This is a genomic window from Citrobacter sp. W9, assembly GCF_026719375.1.
GTDB classification, from domain to species: Bacteria; Pseudomonadota; Gammaproteobacteria; order Enterobacterales; family Enterobacteriaceae; genus Citrobacter; species Citrobacter werkmanii.
Map to the genome: position 1 here is coordinate 43773 of NZ_JAPPTE010000007.1, position 23105 is coordinate 66877.

Consider the following 23105-nt stretch of genomic DNA (forward strand, 5'->3'; position numbering starts at 1 on the left):
AGTTTACCGGACATCACACGGGGAGGGGATGTCCGGTTTAATGCGTTAACGCAGGAGCAGGTAAATACTCTCGTTACCACGAACCACTTGTAGAGCAATGATCGACGGCTTCGTTTCCAGCACCTTACGCATTTCGGCAATCGAGTTTACGCGATCGCGGTTAACGCCAATGATAACGTCATCTTTATGCAGACCGGCCTGCGCGGCTGGGCTACTTTTTTCAACGTTATCAATTTTGATGCCTTTGGTGCCATCTTTTAACTGACCATCGCTGAGCGTAGCGCCTTGCAACGCAGGGGCGATCATTTCTGCGCTGGCGGACGATGACGTGCTGGTATCGAGGGTGACTTCAACCTCCAGCGGTTTACCGTTACGCAGTAGCCCCAGTTTGACCTTGGTTCCTGGTTCAGTTGTCGCAATGCGTGAACGCAGTTCGGCAAAGCTGCTGAGTGGTTTATCGTTGAGACTGGTAATGACGTCACCGGATTTCACCCCCGCCTTGGCAGAACCTGAGTTAGGCAGAACCTCGCTGACAAACGCGCCGCGTTGCACATTCAGATTGAACGCTTTGGCGATGTCGGCGGTCATTTCGGTACCTTTAATCCCTAACAGACCGCGTTTGATTTCGCCAAACTGCATCAACTGTTGCGCCAGCGTGCGCGCCATGTTGCTCGGAATCGCAAAACCAATGCCGATGCTGCCGCCGCCGGGCGCCAGAATCGCGGTGTTAATGCCAATCAACTCACCGTTGAGGTTAAGTAACGCACCGCCGGAGTTTCCCCGGTTGATAGAGGCGTCGGTCTGAATAAAGTTTTCCAGACCCTCCAGGTTCAGACCGCTGCGACCTAACGCCGATACAATACCGGATGTGGCGGTTTGCCCGAGACCGAACGGGTTACCCACGGCTACCGCGAAATCACCCACGCGGAGTTTGTCGGAGTCGGCAATGGCGATTTGCGTCAGGTTACTGGGGTGTTGAATTTGCAGCAGGGCGATATCGCTCTGATCGTCACTGCCGATCAGCTTCGCCTCGAACTCTCGGCCATCGTTAAGCTGAACGCTGATTTTTTGCGCCTGATTAATGACGTGGTTATTGGTCAGGACGTAGCCTTTTGCGGCATCAATAATGACCCCTGAGCCCAGCCCTTCAAAAGGTTGTGAAGGTTGGTCGGGAAGCTCATCACCAAAAAACTTTTTAAACTCTTCCGGGACTTTCTGTCCTTGGACTGCGGTGCCTTCGACCCTAACGCTCACCACGGCAGGCAACACTTTTTCCAGCATCGGGGCGAGGCTGGGAAGCGCAGCCTGACCGGGAACCTGGCCGGGAATCGACGCAACGGCCGGGAATGGCGCCGAGAGAGTTAACCCGACACTTAACGCTAATGCACTCAACAGCTGGGTTTGTTTTTTCATGGATCCTGCTCTCGTACCTTGAGTAAACGGAAGATGATTCAAAACAGTTTGATGTTATTGAATTTTCGGTTTGGTCACAATGAGGCTAACGACTAAATAATAGCTGGGACGGGAAGAGAAGCGGAGGGCGCAATTACTGCGCCCAATAAATTTCTTAATGATGTGCGTTTAGTCGCGCTTTGCGCCACTACGCAGCAGGCCGGAGGCCCCTTCAGAATAGTCACGCGGCATCTGAACCGGCGCCTGATCGTTGCCAGCTTCGGACTCTGCCAGACGATTACGGAACGGGTTGTTTTCCGGCGACATACCTGGCAGCAGGTTGCTCGAGCTTTTCGCCATATGCTGGTAGATCTGACGATAATCGTCCGCCATGTTATCCAGCAATTCAGCGCTGCGGGCAAAGTGGCTCACCAGCTCTTCGCGGTACTCTTCCAGCTCAGCTTTATTTTTTTCCAGTTCGTACTGCAATGCCTGCTGTTGGCGTAATTTACGATTACCAAAACGCATGGCTACAGCACCAATAATGATACCGACGACTAACCCAATTAGCGCATATTCCCAGGTCATGAACATCTCCCGTTGTCTTGTGTTTCCGTAGGGTGTTGGCTTTAGGCTCCATGCCTGCGCCTGATTATGCCACTATAACCGCTAATCCCGTAGAAGTGGAATCCCGTGTTTATATCACGTAATGTAGAACGGCCTTTTTTTCGTCAACCGTGAGCGACGGCACATCGATTCTCAAGGAATAACAATAACATCATGCAAAGCCTTTCCCCGACATCGCGTTACCAGCAAGCCCTTAAAGAGGGCACTCATCAGCCCGACAGCGTACAACAAGAAGCCGTGAATCGACTGGAAACCATTTTCCAGGCGCTAACGACGCCAGCTCGACCTGCGCCGCAGGAGAGTGGTCTGATGGCGCGGTTTGGCAAATTGCTGGGCAAGCGTGAGTCGCCGACCAACCCGCCGGTGCGTGGTTTGTATATGTGGGGCGGAGTCGGACGTGGAAAGACCTGGCTGATGGATCTGTTCTACCATAGTCTGCCGGGGGGGCGTAAACAGCGTTTGCACTTTCACCGTTTTATGCTGCGCGTCCATGAAGAGCTTACCGCCCTGCAGGGGCATAGCGATCCGCTGGAAATCATTGCCGACCGCTTTAAGGCCGAAACGGACGTGCTGTGCTTTGACGAATTTTTTGTTTCTGATATCACCGACGCCATGCTGCTTGGCGGCTTAATGAAGGCGCTGTTTGCCCGAGGCATCACGCTGGTGGCGACCTCGAATATTCCGCCTGACGAACTGTATCGTAACGGTTTGCAACGCACGCGTTTTCTTCCTGCCATTGATGCCATCAAGCAGCATTGTGACATCATGAATGTCGATGCCGGCGTCGATTATCGTCTGCGCACCTTAACGCAGGCGCATTTGTGGTTGTCGCCACTGAATGATGAAACCCGCCAGCAGATGGATAAGCTGTGGCTGGCATTAGCGGGAACCAAAGGTGAACATGCGCCGACGCTGGAGATTAACCATCGTCCGTTGCAGACGCTGGCCGTCGAAAACCAAACGCTGGCTGTGTCATTCACCACGCTCTGCGTCGATGCCCGCAGTCAGCATGACTATATTGCGCTGTCGCGTCTGTTTCACACGGTGCTGTTGTTTGATGTGCCGGTCATGACGATGCTGATGGAAAGCGAAGCGCGGCGCTTTATCGCGCTGGTGGATGAGTTCTACGAACGCCACGTCAAGCTGGTGGTGAGTGCGGCATCTCCCTTATATGAGATCTACCAGGGCGAGCGTCTGAAGTTTGAATTTCAGCGTTGTTTGTCGCGTTTGCAGGAGATGCAAAGCGAGGAGTACCTGAAGCGGGAACATTTAGCCGGTTAAACCTGCCGCAAATCACATAAAGGGGTCGATCTTTGACCCTGACTTCTCTATAATCTTGCGACCCCACGTTACAAGAGAGTTTTTTCCCAAAACTTTCTCGCCGGCATAGGCTATTCGAAGGGGTAGGTTTGCCGGACTTTGTCGTGTGAACCTCAACTGACTAAAACGTTTGGGTGAACACCTACGTGTAACTTATTTATTTGGGTAAGCTTTTAATGAAAACTTTTACAGCTAAACCAGAAACCGTAAAACGCGACTGGTATGTTGTTGACGCGACCGGTAAGACTCTGGGTCGTCTGGCTTCCGAACTGGCTCTGCGCCTGCGCGGTAAGCACAAAGCGGAATACACTCCGCACGTAGATACCGGTGATTACATCATCGTTCTGAACGCTGACAAAGTTGCTGTAACTGGCAACAAGCGTACTGACAAAGTGTACTATCACCACACCGGCCACATCGGTGGTATCAAGCAAGCGACCTTTGAAGAGATGATCGCTCGTCGTCCTGAGCGTGTGCTTGAAATCGCGGTTAAAGGCATGCTGCCAAAAGGCCCTCTGGGTCGTGCTATGTTCCGTAAACTGAAAGTTTACGCTGGCAACGAGCACAACCACGCGGCACAGCAACCGCAAGTTCTTGACATCTAATCGGGATTATAGGCAATGGCTGAAAATCAATACTACGGCACTGGTCGCCGCAAAAGTTCCGCAGCTCGCGTTTTCATCAAACCGGGCAACGGTAAAATCGTAATCAACCAACGTTCTCTGGAACAGTACTTCGGTCGTGAAACTGCCCGCATGGTAGTTCGTCAGCCGCTGGAACTGGTCGACATGGTTGAGAAACTGGATCTGTACATCACTGTTAAAGGTGGTGGTATCTCTGGTCAGGCTGGTGCGATCCGTCACGGTATCACCCGCGCTCTGATGGAGTACGACGAATCCCTGCGTGGCGAACTGCGTAAAGCTGGCTTCGTTACCCGTGATGCTCGTCAGGTTGAACGTAAGAAAGTCGGTCTGCGTAAAGCACGTCGTCGTCCGCAGTTCTCCAAACGTTAATTGCTTTCTGCTTTGGCAGACAACAATTTGCGAAAAAACCCGCTTCGGCGGGTTTTTTTATCACTATTTCTCTCCCTTGAACCACGGTAATCCGCTGATTGCCACCTCTTTTTTCCCATTTCAAGAATCGACTCACCACAAAGGTCACAAAATCTGGTAAACTATCATCCAATTTTCTGCCCAAATGTCAGGTATCGCTCATTTTTTGTTTGTATTTTAAACAGTAATGGCTTTCCTGAGTCTGGGTGACATCACTTCTGGCTGGTCACTGAGTGGCTGGTAGCAGTAAAAATTCTGAATATACCTGGAGGTTTTCATGGCTGTCGCTGCCAACAAACGTTCGGTAATGACGCTGTTTTCTGGTCCTACTGACATCTATAGCCATCAGGTCCGCATCGTGCTGGCTGAAAAAGGTGTTAGTTTCGAGATTGAGCACGTGGAGAAGGACAATCCACCTCAGGATCTGATCGACCTCAACCCGAATCAGAGCGTACCGACACTGGTGGATCGTGAGCTGACCCTGTGGGAATCTCGCATCATTATGGAATACCTGGATGAGCGCTTCCCGCATCCGCCGCTGATGCCGGTTTACCCGGTTGCGCGTGGTGAAAGCCGCCTGTACATGCAGCGTATCGAAAAAGACTGGTACACGCTGATGAACGTCATCGTGAACGGTTCCGCTTCTGAAGCCGAGGTCGCGCGTAAGCGCCTGCGCGAAGAGCTGCTGGCAATTGCGCCAGTATTCGGTCAGAAACCTTACTTCCTGAGCGATGAGTTCAGCCTGGTAGACTGCTACCTGGCGCCGCTGCTGTGGCGTTTACCGCAGTTGGGTATTGAATTCAACGGTGCCGGTTCGAAAGAACTGAAAGGTTATATGACTCGCGTCTTTGAACGTGATTCTTTCCTGGCTTCTCTGACTGAGCCTGAACGTGAAATGCGTCTGGGCCGGGGTTAACCTGTATGGATTTGCCACAGCTAACACCACGCCGTCCGTATCTGCTGCGCGCATTCTATGAGTGGTTGTTAGACAACCAGCTCACGCCGCATCTGGTGGTGGATGTGACGCTCCAGGACGTGCAGGTTCCGATGGAATACGCACGTGACGGGCAAATAGTTCTGAATATTGCACCGCGCGCGGTGGGGAACCTGGAACTGGCAAACGACGAAGTACGCTTTAACGCGCGCTTCGGTGGTGTGCCGCGTCAGGTTTCCGTCCCGCTGGCTGCGGTTCTGGCTATTTATGCTCGTGAAAACGGCGCCGGTACGATGTTTGAACCGGAAGCCGCCTACGACGAAGATGTCGCCAGCTTAAATGATGACGACAACGAAGCGTCTGGTTTTGAGAGTGAAACGGTTATGTCGGTCATTGATGGCGATAAGCCTGACAACAGCGACGACAACGATCCGGATGACACTCCGCCGCCGCCTCGCGGCGGGCGCCCAGCGCTACGCGTAGTGAAGTAAATAGTGAAATAAAAAACAGGCCCTTTCGGGCCTGTTCTGTTTTCTGGCTCCGCAATCAATAAAACAGCGCGATGGTGACTATCATATTCACCACAAATCCTACTGCCATCGGAATAGCGGTGCGCTTTACCACCTCAAAGGGCGACACGCCGGCAATCCCTGAAGTTACGACAATCACCGCGGTAATGGGTGATACCGCGCGCGCCAGCGTAGTGGCAAAATGCATCGGCATAATCATCACCACTGCCGGAATATGCAGCCCGGCGGCAATATCCGGGATCAGGCTGGCAAAAGACATAAACGGTGCGTTGCCTGATCCCATGACGATCGCGCAGGCGGCGATGACCACGGCCATGATGATCATCACGCCGATGCCGCCAAGGCCGGAGTGTTCCGCGCCTTTAATCACGGCGTCCACTGTGCCGATAGTCGTCAACCCTTTGGCAAAGATCTCACCGGCGACCACCAGTGTGACAACGTTGGCAAACTGCGTCCCCATGCCGTCAAAAAAAGCCTGCACATCATCCATTGTTTCGCGCAGATTATGTTTATGCAGGAATTCGACAAACATGGTCAGCGTCATGCTCATGAGCATCACCACCACCAGATTCAGCTCTGCCTGCATTAATCCCATATGTGCCAGCAACAGTGAACCCAGCATCAGGATCAGCGGCATCACCGGTAAAATGGCGTAATACAGCGGGGGCACATCTTCCAGCGTCTTTTGCTCAGCGAACCCGTTGTTTTCCGGTAACGTTTTTTTATCGAATCGGCGCTGTACGAAAAAATGCGCAATGGCGACAGCGACAATAACGCATGAGGCGACGGGGAGCTGATAATGGAAGAAGTAGGTGGCGATTTTCATGCCCGCGACCTGCGCAGCAAAAATAGAGTTGGTTTCCAGAATGCCCCATTCAATCGACATCGAGGTAGCAATGACCGCAACCGCGGATAATCGACTCACGCCAAGACTGACCAGCGTTGGGAAAAGCGTCACCATCAGCAGCATGCCTAACCCGGAAGCGCTGGTAATGAACTGCGCCATGATCTGACCAATCACATAGGTGGCGGCCAGCACGACATAGGGGGAACGGATTAGCTTCAGCGGTCGGCTTAACAGGCTAACCATCGCTCTGCTGGCCCCCATCCTGTCCATATAACGGGCATAACCGCCCACCGCCATGATGGATAACCCCAGCCCTGCCGCCCGATTTGAGAGCATACGCAGAATTTCGTTGTAAATATCGACCAGGAGATAGCCGCTACTTTTATCGTCAGCGACCAGCATGCCGTAACCCAGCCAGACGCCGCAGATCATCAGGAAGATCCCGGCTGCGGCCAGCACGACCTGGGGTTTGTAGTTTTTGAGGATCAAGTAACCCATCGTTAATAAAACGATGACAGAGATAATAATGCCGAACATTGTTTCACTCCATGCCAGGGAAGATGATAAATCCGGTAATAATGCTGTTGTCAAAATGGATGTTATATTTTTCTGGGCACTTTTTATGGAGTGGATATCTTATTTTTAATGCAATGGTTAATTTATTTTTCGTTATAAAATAGTTGGTTATGATAAATTATCACGTTCATATTCATAAATTTCACGAAGCTGATATGGTCTTGTTTAATTAAAGATAATCAGCATGTTTAAGCGAAATATAATATTAATATTAAATATATTATTCATAAGCCAGACTGTCTGGATGACCATCATTTCACCCTGCTTTCGATCCTGTGTTAGGATAAACCCGCTGTTGTTTGTCACCACGACTTAGCTGAATGGACCCTATGAACGCATTTGATTCGCAAGCTGAAGACTCTCCATCCACCATTGGCCGTAGCTTACGCAATCGCCCGCTGGCGCGTAAAAAACTGTCTGAGATGGTTGAAGAAGAACTGGAGCAGATGATCCGTCGTCGGGAATTTGGCGAGGGGGAACAACTGCCGTCTGAGCGGGAGCTGATGGCCTTCTTTAACGTGGGCCGTCCTTCTGTACGAGAAGCGCTGGCAGCGTTAAAACGCAAAGGCCTGGTACAAATCAACAACGGCGAGCGCGCCCGCGTTTCGCGTCCTTCGGCTGATACCATTATCAGCGAGCTCTCCGGTATGGCCAAAGATTTCCTCGCGCATCCCGGCGGCATAGCCCACTTCGAGCAGCTGCGCCTGTTCTTTGAATCCAGCCTGGTACGATATGCCGCAGAACATGCTACTGACGAGCAAATCGACAGACTGGCGAAAGCACTGGAGATCAACAGCCAGTCGCTGGATGACAATACGCTATTCATTCGCTCGGACGTTGATTTTCACCGCGTGCTGGCGGAGATCCCGGGCAACCCCATCTTTATGGCGATCCATGTTGCGCTGTTAGACTGGCTGATTGCTGCCCGCCCGACCGTTGCCGATCAAGAGTTGTATGAGCACAACAACGTGAGTTATCAGCAGCATATCGCCATTGTCGACGCAATTCGCCAGCGCGATCCTGAAGAAGCTGACCGCGCACTGCAAGAACACCTCAACAGCGTTTCCGCAACCTGGCACGCCTTCAGCAAAAATAAAAAATTGCGTAAGTGATCGCGATCCTGACGATCGTTTAAACTCAAAATCATTCAAGTTGCATCAAGGCGGCAAGAGAGCGATTCCCCTGGAGCATAGATAACTATGTGACCGGGGGGAGCGAACGCAGCCAACGCAGAGACGGCTCGAAGGATGAAGAGTTTAGTGAAGCAGATCGCACTATAAGCGTTCTGTATTGTATTGCTGCTTATTTGATCTGGTATAACAGGTATAAAGGTATGCAGTCAGATAACACTAATCATCGACAGAGGTAGTTATGGCAAGAGATCTAAAAGGCGTAATGCCAGCGTTGTTAACCCCATTCGATAACCAACAGCGGCTGGATGTTGAGAGCCTGCGCCGGCTGGTGCGTTTCAACATTGGCCAGGGTATTGATGGGCTCTATGTCGGTGGCTCTACGGGCGAGGCCTTTGTCCAAAATCGCGTTGAAAGAGAGCAGGTGCTGGAAATTGTTGCCGAAGAAGCGAAAGGCAAGGTGACGCTTATCGCCCACGTTGGCACGGTGAGCACCGAAGAGAGCCAGCAGCTGGCGAGCGCCGCGTATCGCTACGGCTTTGATGCGGTTTCAGCCGTCACGCCGTTTTACTATCCGTTCAGCTTCGAAGAGCACTGCGATCATTACCGCGCAATTATTGATTCAGCGAATGGATTGCCGATGGTGGTCTATAACATCCCGGCGCTGAGCGGCGTAAAACTGACGCTGGATCAGATCAACACGCTGGTGACGCTACCTGGCGTTGGCGCGCTGAAGCAAACTTCCGGCGATCTCTATCAGATGGAACAGATCCGCCGCGCTCATCCCGATCTGGTGCTTTATAACGGTTATGACGAGATTTTCGCTTCTGGTTTGCTGGCGGGCGCAGATGGCGGTATCGGTAGCACTTACAACATCATGGGATGGCGTTATCAGGGAATTGTGAAAGCGCTCAAAGAAGGCGATATCCGGACGGCACAAAAGCTGCAAACTGAGTGCAATAAGGTTATCGATCTGCTCATTAAGGTTGGCGTGTTCCGTGGCCTGAAAACGGTACTGCACTATATGGACGTGGTTTCTGTTCCGCTGTGTCGTAAGCCGTTTGCCCCGGTAGATGAACACTATCTGCCGGAACTGAAAGCGCTGGCTAACCAACTGCTGGCGGAAAAGGCGTAATCGCGGGTCGCCGGGGACGCTTCGCTCGCCCGGCCTGGATTTTCGACCGTAGGCCGGATAAGGCAAAGCCGCTATCCGGCACAACAACAAAAATCGTCGGGAGAGTAAAATGAGTACTTCTACCCAGAGCATCCCGTGGTATCGCCATCTCAATCGGGCGCAATGGCGGGCATTTTCCGCCGCCTGGCTGGGATATTTACTTGATGGTTTTGATTTTGTGTTAATCGCCCTTGTGCTGACGGAAGTACAAGGCGAATTCGGTCTGACGACGGTGCAGGCTGCCAGTTTGATCTCAGCCGCCTTTATCTCCCGCTGGTTTGGCGGGTTAATGTTGGGAGCCATGGGCGACCGTTACGGACGCCGCCTGGCGATGGTTACCAGCATCATACTGTTCTCTGTAGGGACGCTGGCTTGCGGCTTCGCGCCGGGTTACACCACCATGTTTATCGCCCGCCTGGTTATTGGGATGGGGATGGCCGGCGAGTATGGCTCCAGCGCCACCTATGTCATTGAAAGCTGGCCTAAACACCTGCGTAACAAAGCCAGTGGTTTCCTGATCTCCGGCTTCTCCGTTGGTGCCGTGGTCGCCGCCCAGGTTTACAGCCTGGTGGTCCCGGTCTGGGGATGGCGCGCGCTGTTTTTTATCGGCATTCTGCCGATTATCTTCGCCCTCTGGCTGCGTAAAAATATTCCGGAAGCGGAAGACTGGAAAGAGAAACACGAAGGCAAAGCGCCGGTGCGGACGATGGTGGACATTCTCTACCGGGGCGAACATCGGGTTATCAATATTCTGATGACTCTCGCCGCCGCAACCGCGTTGTGGTTCTGCTTTGCGGGCAATCTGCAAAATGCGGCTATCGTGGCGATTCTCGGACTGATATGCGCATTTATCTTCATTAGCTTTATGGTGCAAAGCAGCGGTAAGCGTTGGCCCACGGGCGTCATGCTGATGGTCGTCGTGCTGTTCGCTTTCCTTTACTCGTGGCCGATTCAGGCGCTGCTGCCCACGTATCTGAAAACCGAACTCATGTATGACCCCTCAACGGTTGCCAGAGTGCTCTTCTTTAGCGGCTTTGGCGCGGCGGTCGGTTGCTGCGTCGGTGGGTTTCTTGGCGACTGGCTGGGTACCCGTAAAGCCTATGTCTGCAGTCTTCTTGCCTCGCAGTTGCTGATTATTCCGGTGTTTGCGATCGGTGGTTCTAACGTCTGGGTACTCGGTTTGCTGCTGTTTTTCCAGCAAATGCTCGGTCAGGGGATCTCCGGGATCTTACCGAAATTAATTGGCGGCTATTTCGATACCGACCAGCGTGCTGCGGGTCTGGGCTTCACCTACAACGTTGGGGCGCTGGGCGGGGCACTGGCGCCGATCATCGGCGCGCTGATTGCACAACGTCTGGATCTGGGTACTGCGCTGGGATCGCTCTCCTTCGGCCTGACATTTGTGGTGATCCTGCTGATTGGTCTCGATATGCCGTCCCGCGTACAGCGCTGGCTGCGCCCTGAAGCGTTACGCACGCATGATGCCATCGATGGTCGGCCATTTAGCGGGGCCGTGCCGTTCGGCGGTGACAAAAGCACCATGGTGAAATCCAAAAGTTAATCGGGTCGCCCGGCGCTAAACCGGGCAACTAGCGAAATGGAAGAACGATGTCGTTATTTGAGCAGTGGGATAAAAAGCTTATCACCGCGATGCAGAAGGCAGCGTCATGACTACGCTGGCGATTGATATTGGCGGCACCAAACTGGCTGCCGCGCTGGTGGACAGCAGTCTGCAAATCCGCGAACGGCGTGAATTGCCAACGCCTGCCAGCAAAACGCCGGATGCGCTGCGCGCCGCGTTACAGGCACTGATTGCGCCACTGCAAGAGCAGGCGAAGCGGGTGGCGATCGCCTCGACGGGGATTATCCGTGAGGGTTCTTTGCTGGCGCTGAATCCGCATAACCTCGGCGGGTTGCTGCATTTTCCGCTGCGGCAAACGCTAAAAGATCTCACCGGTTTGCCGACGCTGGCGGTCAATGATGCGCAGGCCGCGGCGTGGGCTGAGTATCATGCGCTTGGCGGCGAGTATCGCGATATGGTGTTTATTACTGTTTCCACCGGCGTGGGCGGCGGGGTAGTGAGTGCTGGGAAACTGTTGACCGGAGTCGGCGGTCTGGCCGGGCATCTGGGACATACGCTGGCCGATCCGCATGGACCCGTGTGTGGCTGCGGGCGTGTGGGCTGCGTTGAAGCGATCGCATCTGGTCGTGGGATCGCGGCGGCTGCTGAAGGCGCGCTTGCCGGATGCGACGCCAAAACTATTTTTAGCCGTGCCGGGCAGGGTGATGAGCAGGCAAGCCAGTTGATCCATCGCTCAGCGCGAACATTGGCAAGGCTTGTCGCTGATGTGAAGGCCATGACCGATTGCCAGTGCATGGTCATTGGCGGCAGCGTTGGGCTGGCTGAAGGGTATCTGGCGCTGGTGGAACATTATCTGGCACAAGAGCCAGCGGCCTATCACGTGGAATTACTGGCAGCGCATTACCGTCATGACGCTGGATTATTGGGGGCTGCGCTGTTGGCCCGGGGAGAATAATGATGATGACCGATGAGCTGCGTTCACTGCCTTCTTCCGGATTACATCCGGTATTGCAGGAAGCGCTAACGCTGGCCGTTGCGGCAAGGCCGCAGGAGAAAGTACCAGGATGCTATGAGCTGCAGGGCGATAATATTTTTATGAACGTCATGCAGTTCGTCACGCAGAGCCCAGAGCAAAAAAAAGCGGAGCTGCATCAGCAGTACATTGATATTCAGGTGCTATTGTCCGGTGAAGAACGCATTCTGTTCGGGATGACCGATTCTGCTCGCCAGTGCGAAGAGATACATGCTGAGGACGATTATCAACTGTGCAATCACATTGCCGATGAGCAGGCGCTCACCTTAAAGCCGGGAAGATTCGCAATTTTTATGCCGGGTGAACCGCATAAACCGGGTTGTGCAGTGGGGGACCCAGGGGAAATCAAAAAAGTCGTGATTAAGGTGCGCGCCAGCTTATTACACGCCTGACGATGAGAGAGACGGTGTCGGATGACAAGGTTGGCGCCATCCGACACGGGATATAACAATTTAGCGCTTAAACGTCACTGCTTCCGGCTGCGTCAAGTGCAGCGTGGTTTGGCTGGGGACTGTCTCGGCAATGACTCGCCCATGACGAATAGAATACCGCGCAGGCGTCTGGCGACGAACCGCGTCAAATCCATTTTCAGCCGGTAAAATCACCAGATTCGCGGTGTTCCCCACGCTCAGGCCATAGTCTTGCAGGTGCAGGGTTTTCGCGCTGTGGGTAGTGATCAGATTCAGTCCATCATTTATCTGTCCGTATCCCATCAGCTGGCACACGTGTAACCCCATATGCAGCACCTGTAACATATTTGCCGTGCCTAATGGATACCACGGATCGAAGACGTCATCATGACCGAAGCAGACGTTGATCTCCGCTTCCAGCATCTCTTTGACGCGCGTGACGCCGCGGCGTTTAGGATAAGTGTCAAAGCGTCCTTGCAGGTGAATATTCACCAGTGGATTGGCGACAAAGTTAATACCGGACATTTTCAACAGGCGGAAAAGACGGGAAGCATATGCGCCGTTATAGGAGTGCATTGCCGTGGTATGACTGGCAGTCACGCGCTCGCCCATATTGTAGCGATGCGCCAGCGCCGCGACGGTTTCAACAAAGCGTGATTGCTCATCGTCAATTTCGTCGCAGTGCACATCGATAAGTCGATCGTATTTTTGCGCCAGGGCGAAGATTTTGTGCAGCGACTCCACGCCATATTCACGCGTAAATTCAAAGTGGGGAATCGCGCCGATGACATCGGCCCCCAAACGCACGGCTTCCTCTAACAGCGCTTCACCGTTGGGATAAGACAGAATACCTTCTTGCGGGAATGCGACAATTTGCAGCTCTACCCACGGCGCGACCTCTTGCTTCACTTCCAGCATGGCTTTCAAAGCCGTTAGCGTAGGATCGGAAACGTCAACGTGGGTACGGACATACTGGATGCCATTAGCCATCTGCCATTTCAGGGTTTGCATCGCGCGCGCTTTTACGTCTTCGTGAGTCAGCATTGCCTTACGCTCGGCCCAGCGTTCGATACCCTCAAACAGCGTACCAGACTGGTTCCAGCTCGGCTCACCCGCGGTTTGCGTGGTATCCAGATGGATATGTGGCTCAACGAACGGTGGGATTGCCAGACCACCCTCGGCATCAAGCACTTCGCCTTGTGGTAACGCAGCTGCGTCCTGAGGCTCAATCCGGCTGAAGCGCCCGTTTTCAATCGTGAGCTGCCATAATCCTTCGCGTCCCTGTAAACGCGCCTGACGGATGGTGATGTTATTGTTCTGCATGGCTGACCTCTGGTGATTTAGCAAGGCTGCGATTGAAAAGTGGATTCAGCAGGATATAGCTGAATACGCCGCCGAGTACAGCGTTGACTGGCACAATACCGGGAATATAGTGACCGGCGGCGATGCCCAGCGCAACGGACAAAATGGCTATCCAGTTGACGGTCATAAATCGTGCTTTGCTGAAATCGGCATATCGGCGATGGTTCAGCAGATAGTCGGCGATAATCACCCCGCCAATCGGCGGAATCGCTGCCGACAGAAATGTTAGCCAGCCAACAAAGTTATTGTAAAGCCACAGCGCGCACAGTGTGCCGATAATGCCGTTAGCCACCGACAGCGTACGGCTGGAAAGGCCGGTAATATTGGCAAATCCCAGACCCGATGCGTACAGCGCATTGTCATTAGTGGTCCAGATATTCAGGCCGAGCACCACAATTGCTGGCAGCAGCAGGCCCTGGGCTATCATCACGTCAGAAATATCTGCTTGTCCGACTGCAGCAGCGCCCGCCGCACCGAAGATAAACATCAACGAGTTGCCAAGGAAAAAAGCGACCATGGCAATCAGCACCGCGCCTTTGGCATTGCGGCCAAAGCGAACGAAGTCAGCAGTTAACGTCCCGGCGCTGACAAACGAGCCTACCACCAGCGCCAGAGCGGTGGAGAAATTAAGCGGCGTTTGCGGCGCAATCGCTTTTAAATGGTCTAAACCGCCGACATCGCTCACCGCAAGCCAGACGGAGTAGCTGCCAAGAATGACGATGGCGGGCACGGCGATGATAGATAAAATGGTCAGGGCCGAGATGCCAAAAAAGATAGTCATCGTCATCAGCAGACCGGAAACCGCAATCAGGATATTGACGTCAATCCCCGTCGCTTTGCCAACCGGGATGGCAAACATGGCTACACCCACGCCAAACCAGCCGACCTGGGTGCCGCCTAATAGCAGTGAAGGAAGCCAGGAACCTTTCACGCCAAATGAGTAACGAGCAAGGAGGTGGGTGGAGAGTCCGGTTTTTGCGCCGATGAAACCGAGAAATGCAGTGTAAATACCGAGGAGAAGATTACCGAAGAGAACTGCGAGGAAGAAATCATTATAAGAAAGACCGGTACCGAGTGTGCCACCGGTCCACATACTGGCGGAAAAAAATGTGAGCCCCAACATAACAAACGTTAGTGGTATCACGCCTTTCCGCGCCGCCAGAGGGACGGGGCCCTGGCTATAATTGTTGTCCTGCGACACAACGCCTCCATGAATTTTGCCCAAAAAATCCGCCGCATAATATACAGTTCTCAGAATAAAGCAAACGTTTTCGTGTGATGTTTTCTTGATGATTATTCATGGGGTTAATGGTTTCGCTAATTTTTCTCCGTCGTCAGTGAACCACCGCGTGCGAGTTGAGTTTCCAGCATGGTTTGCGAACGAATAAGTTCGTCTGTGAGTAATACCAGTAAGCTGACCATGTAAGCGGAAAAATATTAGCTCCCCATCCATCAGCGTCAGGCTGTGGCAGGGGAGCCCGAAGAGTTACACTTCCAGATAATTCAGAATCCCGTCAGCCGCTTTACGACCTTCGGCAATCGCGGTGACCACCAGATCAGAACCGCGCACGATATCGCCACCGGCGAAGATTTTCGGGTTGCTGGTCTGAAAGGCGATATCACTGCGTTCCGGAGCGATAATCCGGCCCTGAGAATCCAGTTCGACGCTGTGTTTTGCCAGCCATTCCATACTGTGCGGACGGAAACCAAACGCCAGTACCACCGCATCCGCCGGTACAACGTGCTCGGAACCGGCGACGATCTCCGCGCGGCGACGACCCTTCGCATCCGGTTCGCCCATTTCGGTACGTGCCATTTTCACGCCGCATACTTTACCGTTGGCATTCACTTCCACGCCTAACGGCTGGACGTTGAACTGGAATTCCACGCCTTCTTCACGCGCGTTTTTCACTTCGCGCTTGGAACCTGGCATGTTCTCTTCGTCGCGGCGATAGGCGCAGATTACGTGTGCTGCGTTCTGGCGAACCGAGGTGCGCACGCAGTCCATTGCCGTATCGCCACCGCCGAGAACGACGACGCGTTTGCCTTCCATGCTGATGTACGGCTCGTCGCTGCTTTCGCCAAAGCCCATCAACTGTTTGGTATTAGCGATCAGGAATGGCAGGGCGTCGAATACGCCGGAAGCGTCTTCGTTCTCCAGTCCGCCGCGCATCGACTGATAAGTACCTACGCCAAGGAATACCGCGTCGTAATCCTTCAGCAGGTCGTCGAGCTGGACGTCACGGCCCACTTCCACGTTGAGTTTGAACTCAATACCCATGCCGGTGAAGATTTCACGGCGGCGGGTCATGACCTCTTTCTCCAGCTTGAAAGCCGGGATGCCGAAGGTCAGCAGACCACCGATCTCCGGATGACGATCAAACACCACTGCCTTCACGCCGTTGCGGGTTAGCACATCAGCGCAGGCCAGGCCCGCCGGCCCCGCACCGATAATCGCCACGCGTTTGTCCGTCTGGCGCACACCGGTCATATCCGGGCGCCAGCCCATTTCGAACGCTTTATCGTTGATATAGCGCTCGATGTTACCGATGGTCACCGCGCCGAACTCGTCATTCAGGGTACAGGATCCTTCACACAGACGATCCTGCGGGCAGACGCGGCCGCAAACTTCCGGCAGGGTGTTGGTCTGGTGTGACAGCTCAGCCGCTTCAAAAATACGCCCCTCGTTGGCCAGCTTCAGCCAGTTTGGGATGTAGTTATGCACCGGGCACTTCCACTCGCAGTACGGGTTGCCGCAGGACAGGCAGCGATCCGCCTGCGCTTTCGCCTGGCCTTCAGAAAAAGGCTCGTAGATCTCGATAAACTCGATCTTACGGATCTTCAGCGGTTTCTTAGGCGGATCAACGCGCTGCAGGTCGATAAATTGGTATACGTTCTGACTCATTGCTGCTACCCCTTACTGCGCCTGCACACGCAGCTCTGCTGCGCTACGACTACGGTGACCCAACAGTGCTTTCACATCACTGGATTTTGGTTTTACCAGCGCGAATTTCGCTGAGAATGCTGGCCAGTTAGCCAGGATCTCTTCGCCGCGTGAAGAGCCGGTATGTTGTACGTGCTCGGTAATCAGACCGCGCAGGTGTTCTTCGTGAATGGCAAGAGAATCAACGTCCAGCACTTCCACCAGTTCCGGGTTCACGCGCTTGCGGAAATCGCCATCTTCATCCAGTACGTAGGCGAATCCGCCCGTCATGCCTGCCCCGAAGTTAACGCCCGTTTTGCCGAGAATACAGACGATGCCGCCGGTCATGTATTCGCAGCCGTTGTCGCCGATACCTTCCACCACGGTGATTGCGCCGGAGTTACGCACCGCAAAGCGCTCGCCCGCACGACCTGCCGCAAACAGACGACCGCCGGTGGCGCCGTACAGGCAGGTATTACCGATGATGCTCGCTTTATGACTGAGAAATGCGGAACCTATTGGCGGACGAATCGCGATAAGGCCGCCCGCCATACCTTTGCCGACATAGTCGTTGGCATCGCCGGTCAGATACAGCTCCACGCCGCCCGCGTTCCACACGCCAAAGCTCTGGCCTGCAGTACCGTTGAAGTGCGCTTTAATTGGGTCAGATGCCAGGCCCTGATCGCCGTGGGTTTGGGCAATATAGCCAGACAGCGACGCGCCGACGGAACGGTCGGTGTTGCGGATATCGAACCAGAAGGTTTTGCTCTGGCGCTCGTCGACATACGGTTTTGCCTGTTGCAGTAGCTGTGCGTTCAGCACGCCGTTATCAAACGGCGGGTTGTTCTCGGTGCAGAATAACGCCTTACCAGGATGCGGCTCGGCGGTTTCCAGCAGACGCGACAGCTCCAGCTTCTGCTGTTTGGCGGTAAACCCTTCCAGCTCTTTGAGCAGGTCGGTACGACCAATCAGATCCACCAGACGTTTCACGCCCAGCTCGGCCATCAGCTCGCGTACTTCGCGGGCGATAAATTCAAAGTAGTTGGTCACTTTGAACGGCAGACCGTGATAGTGGTTCTTACGCAGTTTGTCGTCCTGAGTTGCCACGCCGGTTGCGCAGTTATTCAGATGGCAAATACGCAGGTATTTACAGCCCAGCGCGACCATTGGGCCGGTGCCGAAACCAAAGCTTTCCGCGCCAAGAATCGCCGCTTTAATGATATCCACGCCGGTTTTCAGACCGCCATCGACCTGCAGACGAATCTTATGACGCAGACCGTTGGCGACCAACGCCTGCTGGGTTTCCACCAGACCCAGCTCCCATGGGCAGCCCGCATATTTCACAGAGGAGAGCGGGCTTGCGCCGGTGCCGCCGTCGTAGCCGGCGATGGTGATCAGATCCGCATAGGCCTTCGCCACGCCGGTGGCGATGGTGCCGACACCCGGTTCGGACACCAGCTTCACCGAGATCATCGCTTTCGGGTTAACCTGTTTAAGGTCGAAAATCAGCTGCGCTAAGTCCTCGATAGAGTAGATATCGTGGTGCGGCGGCGGGGAGATCAGCGTCACCCCCGGCACCGAATAGCGCAGTTTGGCGATGTACGGGGTAACTTTATCACCCGGCAACTGACCGCCTTCGCCCGGCTTCGCGCCCTGAGCGACTTTAATCTGAATGACGTCGGCGTTGACCAGGTACGCCGGGGTTACGCCAAAGCGACCGGAAGCCACCTGCTTAATACGCGATACCTTGTTGGTGCCATAACGCGCAGGATCTTCGCCGCCTTCGCCGGAGTTAGAGTTACCGCCGATGCTGTTCATCGCTTCCGCCAGCGCCTCATGTGCTTCCGGGCTTAATGCGCCGATAGACATGGCTGCGGTATCAAAGCGTTTAAATAATTCGCTCGCGGGCTCTACCTCGTCAATGCTCACGGCTTCATCGCCAGGCGTAATCGCCAGCAGATCGCGCAGCGTGGCCGCCGGACGCTCATTGACCAGCTTGGCATATTCCTGATAGTCGCTGTATTCGCCGCTTTGTACAGCCTGTTGCAGCGTGCGTACCACGTCCGGGTTGTAAGCGTGGTATTCGCCGCCGTGGACGTACTTCAGCAAACCGCCCTGGCTAATCGGTTTCCGCGCCAGCCAGGCATGTTTCGAGAGGTTTAGCAGATCCTGCTGGAAGTCGGTAAAAGCTGCGCCGCTGATGCGGCTGACTACGCCCTGGAAGCACAGCGCCACGACATCATCGTGCAGACCAACGGCTTCAAACAGCTTCGAGCAGCGGTAAGAGGCGATGGTTGAGATGCCCATTTTGGACATGATCTTGTACAGACCTTTGTTGATGCCGTTACGGTAGTTCAGCATCACGGTCCGGTAATCTTTGGCAATCGCCTGAGTGTCGATCAGACGCCCCAGCGTTTCATAGGCCAGATACGGATAAATGGCCGTCGCACCGAAGCCGAGCAGCACCGCGAAGTGGTGCGGGTCACGCGCGCTCGCCGTTTCGACGATGATGTTGGCGTCGCAACGCAGGCTTTGTTCTACCAGACGCGTTTGCACTGCGCCCACGGCCATCGGTGCCGGAACCGGCAAGCGGTTTTTCGCGATGTTACGGTCAGAGAGCACCAGCAGTACCGTGCCATTACGTACCATCTGTTCCGCCTTATCGCACAGGGCTTTGACGGTCTCTTCAAGCGTGGTTTCGGTCACATCAAAGGTGATATCCAGCCGGTCAGCGCGATAATGCTCCTCTTTCATGGTGGTGAGCTGGGTGAAATCGGAGTACAGCAGGATCGGTGATTTAAAGCTCAGACGGTGTGCCTGACCTTCGGCTTCGCAGAAGACGTTCATTTCGCGACCGATGCTGGTGGCCAGCGACATAACGTGCGCTTCACGCAGCGGGTCGATCGGCGGGTTAGTCACCTGCGCGAACTGCTGACGGAAGTAGTCATAAATGATGCGCGGCTGGCTGGACAGCACGGCAAACGGGGTATCGTCACCCATTGAGCCGACCGCTTCCTGGCCGTTTTCACCGAGCACGCGAATGACGGAATCCAGCTCTTCGGCGCTGTAGTTAAACTGTTTCTGGTAGCTGGCGAGGGTATCATCGTCCAGCTCGCGGCTGCCGACCTGATCGTCAGCCAGCTCTTCGAACGGCACCAGGCGGCGAACGTTTTTCTCCATCCACTCTTTGTAGGGGTGGCGGCTTTTCAGGTCATTATCGGTTTCCGCTGAGTGCAGAATGCGGCCGCTGCGGGTGTCGATAACCATCAGCTCGCCAGGGCCGACGCGGCCTTTTTCCACCACTTCATCCGGCTGATAATCCCAGATCCCGACTTCAGAGGCGCAGGTAATCAGCTTGTCTTTGGTGATGACGTAGCGCGCCGGGCGCAGGCCGTTACGATCGAGGTTACAGGCGGCAAAGCGACCATCGGACATGACGATGCCCGCCGGGCCGTCCCACGGTTCCATGTGCATAGAGTTGAAGTCAAAGAACGCGCGCAGCTCCGGATCCATATCCGGGTTGTTCTGCCAGGCCGGCGGCACCAGTAAGCGCATGGCGCGGATGATGTCCATCCCGCCCGCCAGCAGCAGCTCCAGCATGTTATCCATGGAGCTGGAGTCGGAGCCGGTTTCGTTGACGAACGGCGCCGCGTCATGCAGGTCAGGGATCAGTGGCGTCTGGAATTTATAGGTACGGGCGCGCGCCCACTGGCGGTTACCTGTGATGGTGTTGATTTCGCCATTGTGCGCCAGGTAGCGGAACGGCTGCGCCAGCGGCCAGCGCGGCACGGTGTTGGTGGAGAAGCGCTGGTGGAACAGGCAGATGGCCGATTCCAGACGCAGGTCCGCGAGGTCCAGGTAAAAGCGCGGCAGATCCGCCGGCATACACAGACCTTTATAAATGTTCACCAGATTCGACAGGCTACAGACGTAGAAGTCTTTATCTTGCAGGAGGCGTTTTTCAATACGACGGCGGGCGATGAACAGGCGGCGTTCCATATCACGTGGGCGCCAACCCGCAGGGGCGTTAACGAAAATTTGCTCAATACGAGGCAGGGAGGATAGAGCGATTTCACCGAGAACACCTTCGTTGGTCGGCACGTCGCGCCAGCCGACAATCGACAGGGTCTCCTGCTGTAATTCTTCTTCGACTATGCGACGAGAGGCTGCCGCCAGTTCAGCGTCTTTATTTAAAAAGATCATGCCGACGGCGTAGTTTTTGGCTAAACGCCAGCCGCGCTCTTGCGCCACGATGCGGAAAAAGCGATCCGGTTTTTGTAACAGCAGACCGCAACCATCGCCGGTTTTTCCATCGGCAAGAATTGCGCCACGGTGCTGCATGCGGGCCAGTGCGTGTATGGCGGTACGCACTACCTTGTGGCTAGGTTCGCCTTCTATGTGGGCGATCAGGCCGAAACCACAGTTATCCCTCTCAAGAGATTTATCGTACAACATATGAGTGAACCTCCCCAGGCTCTGCGGGATTCCCATCTAAACCGTTGCGCACGGGCACACCAAGAGCATGGCGACGGGGTTTGCGTGCATACGCTTACCTCGCATTCGCCCTCTTTATCCTTTTCGCACAGGTCAAACAAGTTTGAGGACTTGCTTCAGAGGGAATCTCAATTACTGCATAAATATGATGAGCAGGCTGCTCATCCAGAAAGCTTCCAGCGGATTTCCACGTTATCGGGAATCCACACACAGGTCAAATGGCAATCTTATTTATGCAAAAATGTGCTATAGGGCAATTAACTTTATGAAATTGCTGAAATAAAAGGGTTTTTTACATAGGTTTAACGTAGGGGGAACGGTCAGGGAAGTGTGATCTGTCTCACTGTCAGAACGGCTGTATAACCCTCGTCCTGCCTTTGTTTATCAAGATGTTTGGCATTTTATGCTGGTTTTTAAAGTTTTGGCGTCTTAAAGATACTGTTTTTATGCAAAGAGTATAAGAAGATAAAAAAAAGAGTCGAATATAAGGAAAAGTAATTACATTTTTAATGAATGAAATTTCGATTATTTTGATTTGTTATGCAATAAGTAAAGGCTCGCCAGGGCGATTGATCCAGGTCATCGCCGACTGGGGCAAAAAATGGCAGGCTTTGGCCTCTTTTCAAGGCGCGGTCTACCAGATTATGCAGTTACAGAAATTAGTCAATATGTTTGGTGGGGATCTTTCTCGCCGTTATGGACAAAAGGTTCATAAACTCACGTTGCACGGCGGCTTTAGCTGCCCAAATCGCGATGGCACCATCGGGCGCGGCGGATGTACTTTCTGTAATGTTGCCTCGTTTGCCGATGAAGCGCAGCAGCACCATTCCATAGCCGAGCAGCTTGAACATCAGGCGCACCTGGTCAATCGTGCAAAACGCTATCTGGCCTATTTCCAGGCCTACACCAGCACCTTTGCTGAAGTACAGGTGCTGCGTTCGATGTATCAACAGGCGGTCAGCCAGGCCAGTATCGTTGGGTTATGCGTTGGGACACGCCCCGACTGTGTGCCGGAAGCGGTGCTTGATCTGCTTTGCGAGTATAAAGACCTGGGCTATGAAGTGTGGCTGGAGCTCGGTCTGCAAACCGCGCATGACAAAACCTTGCACCGAATTAACCGCGGCCATGATTTCGCCTGCTACCAAAACACCACGCGGCTGGCGCGCGAGCGCGGGCTGAAAGTGTGCTCGCATCTGATCGTCGGTCTGCCGGGAGAAGGGCAGGCAGAATGTCTGCAAACCATGGAACGCGTGGTGGAGACGGGCGTTGACGGTATTAAGCTGCATCCGCTGCATATTGTGAAAGGCAGTACGATGGCAAAAGCCTGGGAAGCCGGGCGGCTGAACGGGATTGAACTGGACGACTACACGATTACCGCAGGTGAGATGATCCGCCATACGCCGCCGGAGGTGATTTATCATCGTATTTCCGCCAGCGCGCGTCGCCCAACGCTGTTGGCGCCGCTATGGTGTGAAAATCGCTGGACGGGGATGGTCGAATTGGATAAGTACCTTAACGAGCACGGCGTGCAAGGCTCGGCGCTGGGTACGCCGTGGGTGCAACTGGGGAGCTAGTATGTAGGCCTGATAAGGCAAAGCCGCCATCAGGCAATCTGCGCCTGCTTGCCTGATGGCGCTTCGCTTATCAGGCCTACGATGAACTTATCCGGCCTACGATGAACCACTCCTCGGTCATTTCACCGATAACCGCCGCATTTCT

18 protein-coding genes and 1 pseudogene are annotated in these 23105 nt (G+C 54.1%); 11 read left to right on the top strand and 8 right to left on the bottom strand.

From position 1 onward, the window contains the following. Positions 1 to 45 precede the first annotated feature (45 nt). On the bottom strand, positions 46 to 1413 hold the full coding sequence (degQ, locus tag OOJ59_RS12285) for a serine endoprotease DegQ (RefSeq protein ID WP_038634331.1): 1368 nt from the start codon (positions 1411 to 1413) through the stop codon (positions 46 to 48). Positions 1414 to 1581: 168 nt separating this feature from the next. Beyond that, positions 1582 to 1980: a Z-ring associated protein ZapG gene (zapG, locus tag OOJ59_RS12290; protein ID WP_003025147.1), complete on the bottom strand. Its 399-nt coding sequence runs from the start codon at positions 1978 to 1980 to the stop codon at positions 1582 to 1584. A gap of 192 nt (positions 1981 to 2172) precedes the next feature. Between zapG and zapE the strand changes: the two genes are divergently transcribed. From zapE to sspB, 5 genes are all read left to right on the top strand, one after another. Next, positions 2173 to 3300 carry a cell division protein ZapE gene (gene zapE, locus OOJ59_RS12295; protein ID WP_160955904.1) on the top strand — a complete coding sequence of 376 codons (1128 nt, stop codon included), beginning with the start codon at positions 2173 to 2175 and terminating at the stop codon, positions 3298 to 3300. 215 nt (positions 3301 to 3515) lie between these two features. Continuing rightward, positions 3516 to 3944, top strand: coding sequence for a 50S ribosomal protein L13 (gene rplM, locus OOJ59_RS12300; RefSeq protein WP_003025141.1), 429 nt, complete (start codon positions 3516 to 3518; stop codon positions 3942 to 3944). Between the two features lie 15 nt (positions 3945 to 3959). Continuing rightward, positions 3960 to 4352, top strand: a complete 393-nt coding sequence (gene rpsI, locus OOJ59_RS12305) for a 30S ribosomal protein S9 (protein ID WP_000829815.1) — start codon at positions 3960 to 3962, stop codon at positions 4350 to 4352. 316 nt (positions 4353 to 4668) lie between these two features. Continuing rightward, the gene (sspA, locus tag OOJ59_RS12310) at positions 4669 to 5307 is read left to right on the top strand and encodes a stringent starvation protein SspA (RefSeq protein WP_003025132.1); all 639 of its coding nucleotides are present in this window, start codon (positions 4669 to 4671) and stop codon (positions 5305 to 5307) included. A 5-nt stretch (positions 5308 to 5312) separates the two neighbouring features. Next, positions 5313 to 5816 carry a ClpXP protease specificity-enhancing factor gene (gene sspB, locus OOJ59_RS12315; RefSeq protein ID WP_038634317.1) on the top strand — a complete coding sequence of 168 codons (504 nt, stop codon included), beginning with the start codon at positions 5313 to 5315 and terminating at the stop codon, positions 5814 to 5816. A gap of 55 nt (positions 5817 to 5871) precedes the next feature. Here the strand turns inward: sspB and dcuC are convergent, their stop codons facing one another. After that, a complete protein-coding gene (gene dcuC, locus OOJ59_RS12320; RefSeq protein ID WP_069324410.1) occupies positions 5872 to 7239 on the bottom strand; it encodes an anaerobic C4-dicarboxylate transporter DcuC in 1368 nt (455 codons plus the stop codon). Between the two features lie 359 nt (positions 7240 to 7598). Between dcuC and nanR the strand changes: the two genes are divergently transcribed. The 5 genes from nanR (at position 7599) to nanQ (ending at position 12589) form a co-directional block, all read left to right on the top strand. After that, positions 7599 to 8390 (top strand): transcriptional regulator NanR, encoded by a 792-nt coding sequence (gene nanR, locus OOJ59_RS12325; RefSeq protein WP_038634311.1) that lies wholly within the window; start codon positions 7599 to 7601, stop codon positions 8388 to 8390. 259 nt (positions 8391 to 8649) lie between these two features. Then, positions 8650 to 9543 (top strand): N-acetylneuraminate lyase, encoded by an 894-nt coding sequence (nanA, locus tag OOJ59_RS12330; protein ID WP_160955903.1) that lies wholly within the window; start codon positions 8650 to 8652, stop codon positions 9541 to 9543. A 109-nt stretch (positions 9544 to 9652) separates the two neighbouring features. Continuing rightward, on the top strand, positions 9653 to 11143 hold the full coding sequence (gene nanT, locus OOJ59_RS12335; protein WP_038634306.1) for a sialic acid transporter NanT: 1491 nt from the start codon (positions 9653 to 9655) through the stop codon (positions 11141 to 11143). A 106-nt stretch (positions 11144 to 11249) separates the two neighbouring features. Continuing rightward, a complete protein-coding gene (nanK, locus tag OOJ59_RS12340; RefSeq protein ID WP_087856902.1) occupies positions 11250 to 12119 on the top strand; it encodes an N-acetylmannosamine kinase in 870 nt (289 codons plus the stop codon). A 2-nt stretch (positions 12120 to 12121) separates the two neighbouring features. Next, a complete protein-coding gene (nanQ, locus tag OOJ59_RS12345; protein WP_038642896.1) occupies positions 12122 to 12589 on the top strand; it encodes an N-acetylneuraminate anomerase in 468 nt (155 codons plus the stop codon). Between the two features lie 60 nt (positions 12590 to 12649). Here the strand turns inward: nanQ and OOJ59_RS12350 are convergent, their stop codons facing one another. From OOJ59_RS12350 to gltB, 5 genes and pseudogenes are all read right to left on the bottom strand, one after another. Further along, positions 12650 to 13930, bottom strand: coding sequence for a cytosine deaminase (locus OOJ59_RS12350; RefSeq protein ID WP_160955902.1), 1281 nt, complete (start codon positions 13928 to 13930; stop codon positions 12650 to 12652). Further along, positions 13917 to 15170 carry a cytosine permease gene (codB, locus tag OOJ59_RS12355; protein WP_085048636.1) on the bottom strand — a complete coding sequence of 418 codons (1254 nt, stop codon included), beginning with the start codon at positions 15168 to 15170 and terminating at the stop codon, positions 13917 to 13919. The genes OOJ59_RS12350 and codB overlap by 14 nt, the downstream gene beginning before the upstream one ends. Before the next feature lie 116 nt (positions 15171 to 15286). Then, positions 15287 to 15373, bottom strand: a pseudogene (locus OOJ59_RS12360) (hypothetical protein); the annotation flags it as partial. A gap of 82 nt (positions 15374 to 15455) precedes the next feature. Continuing rightward, the gene (locus tag OOJ59_RS12365; RefSeq protein ID WP_038634296.1) at positions 15456 to 16874 is read right to left on the bottom strand and encodes a glutamate synthase small subunit; all 1419 of its coding nucleotides are present in this window, start codon (positions 16872 to 16874) and stop codon (positions 15456 to 15458) included. Positions 16875 to 16886: 12 nt separating this feature from the next. Next, positions 16887 to 21347: a glutamate synthase large subunit gene (gene gltB / locus OOJ59_RS12370; protein ID WP_137347345.1), complete on the bottom strand. Its 4461-nt coding sequence runs from the start codon at positions 21345 to 21347 to the stop codon at positions 16887 to 16889. A 683-nt stretch (positions 21348 to 22030) separates the two neighbouring features. Between gltB and OOJ59_RS12375 the strand changes: the two genes are divergently transcribed. Further along, the gene (locus OOJ59_RS12375; RefSeq protein WP_110496730.1) at positions 22031 to 22960 is read left to right on the top strand and encodes a TIGR01212 family radical SAM protein; all 930 of its coding nucleotides are present in this window, start codon (positions 22031 to 22033) and stop codon (positions 22958 to 22960) included. Positions 22961 to 23105 lie beyond the last annotated feature (145 nt).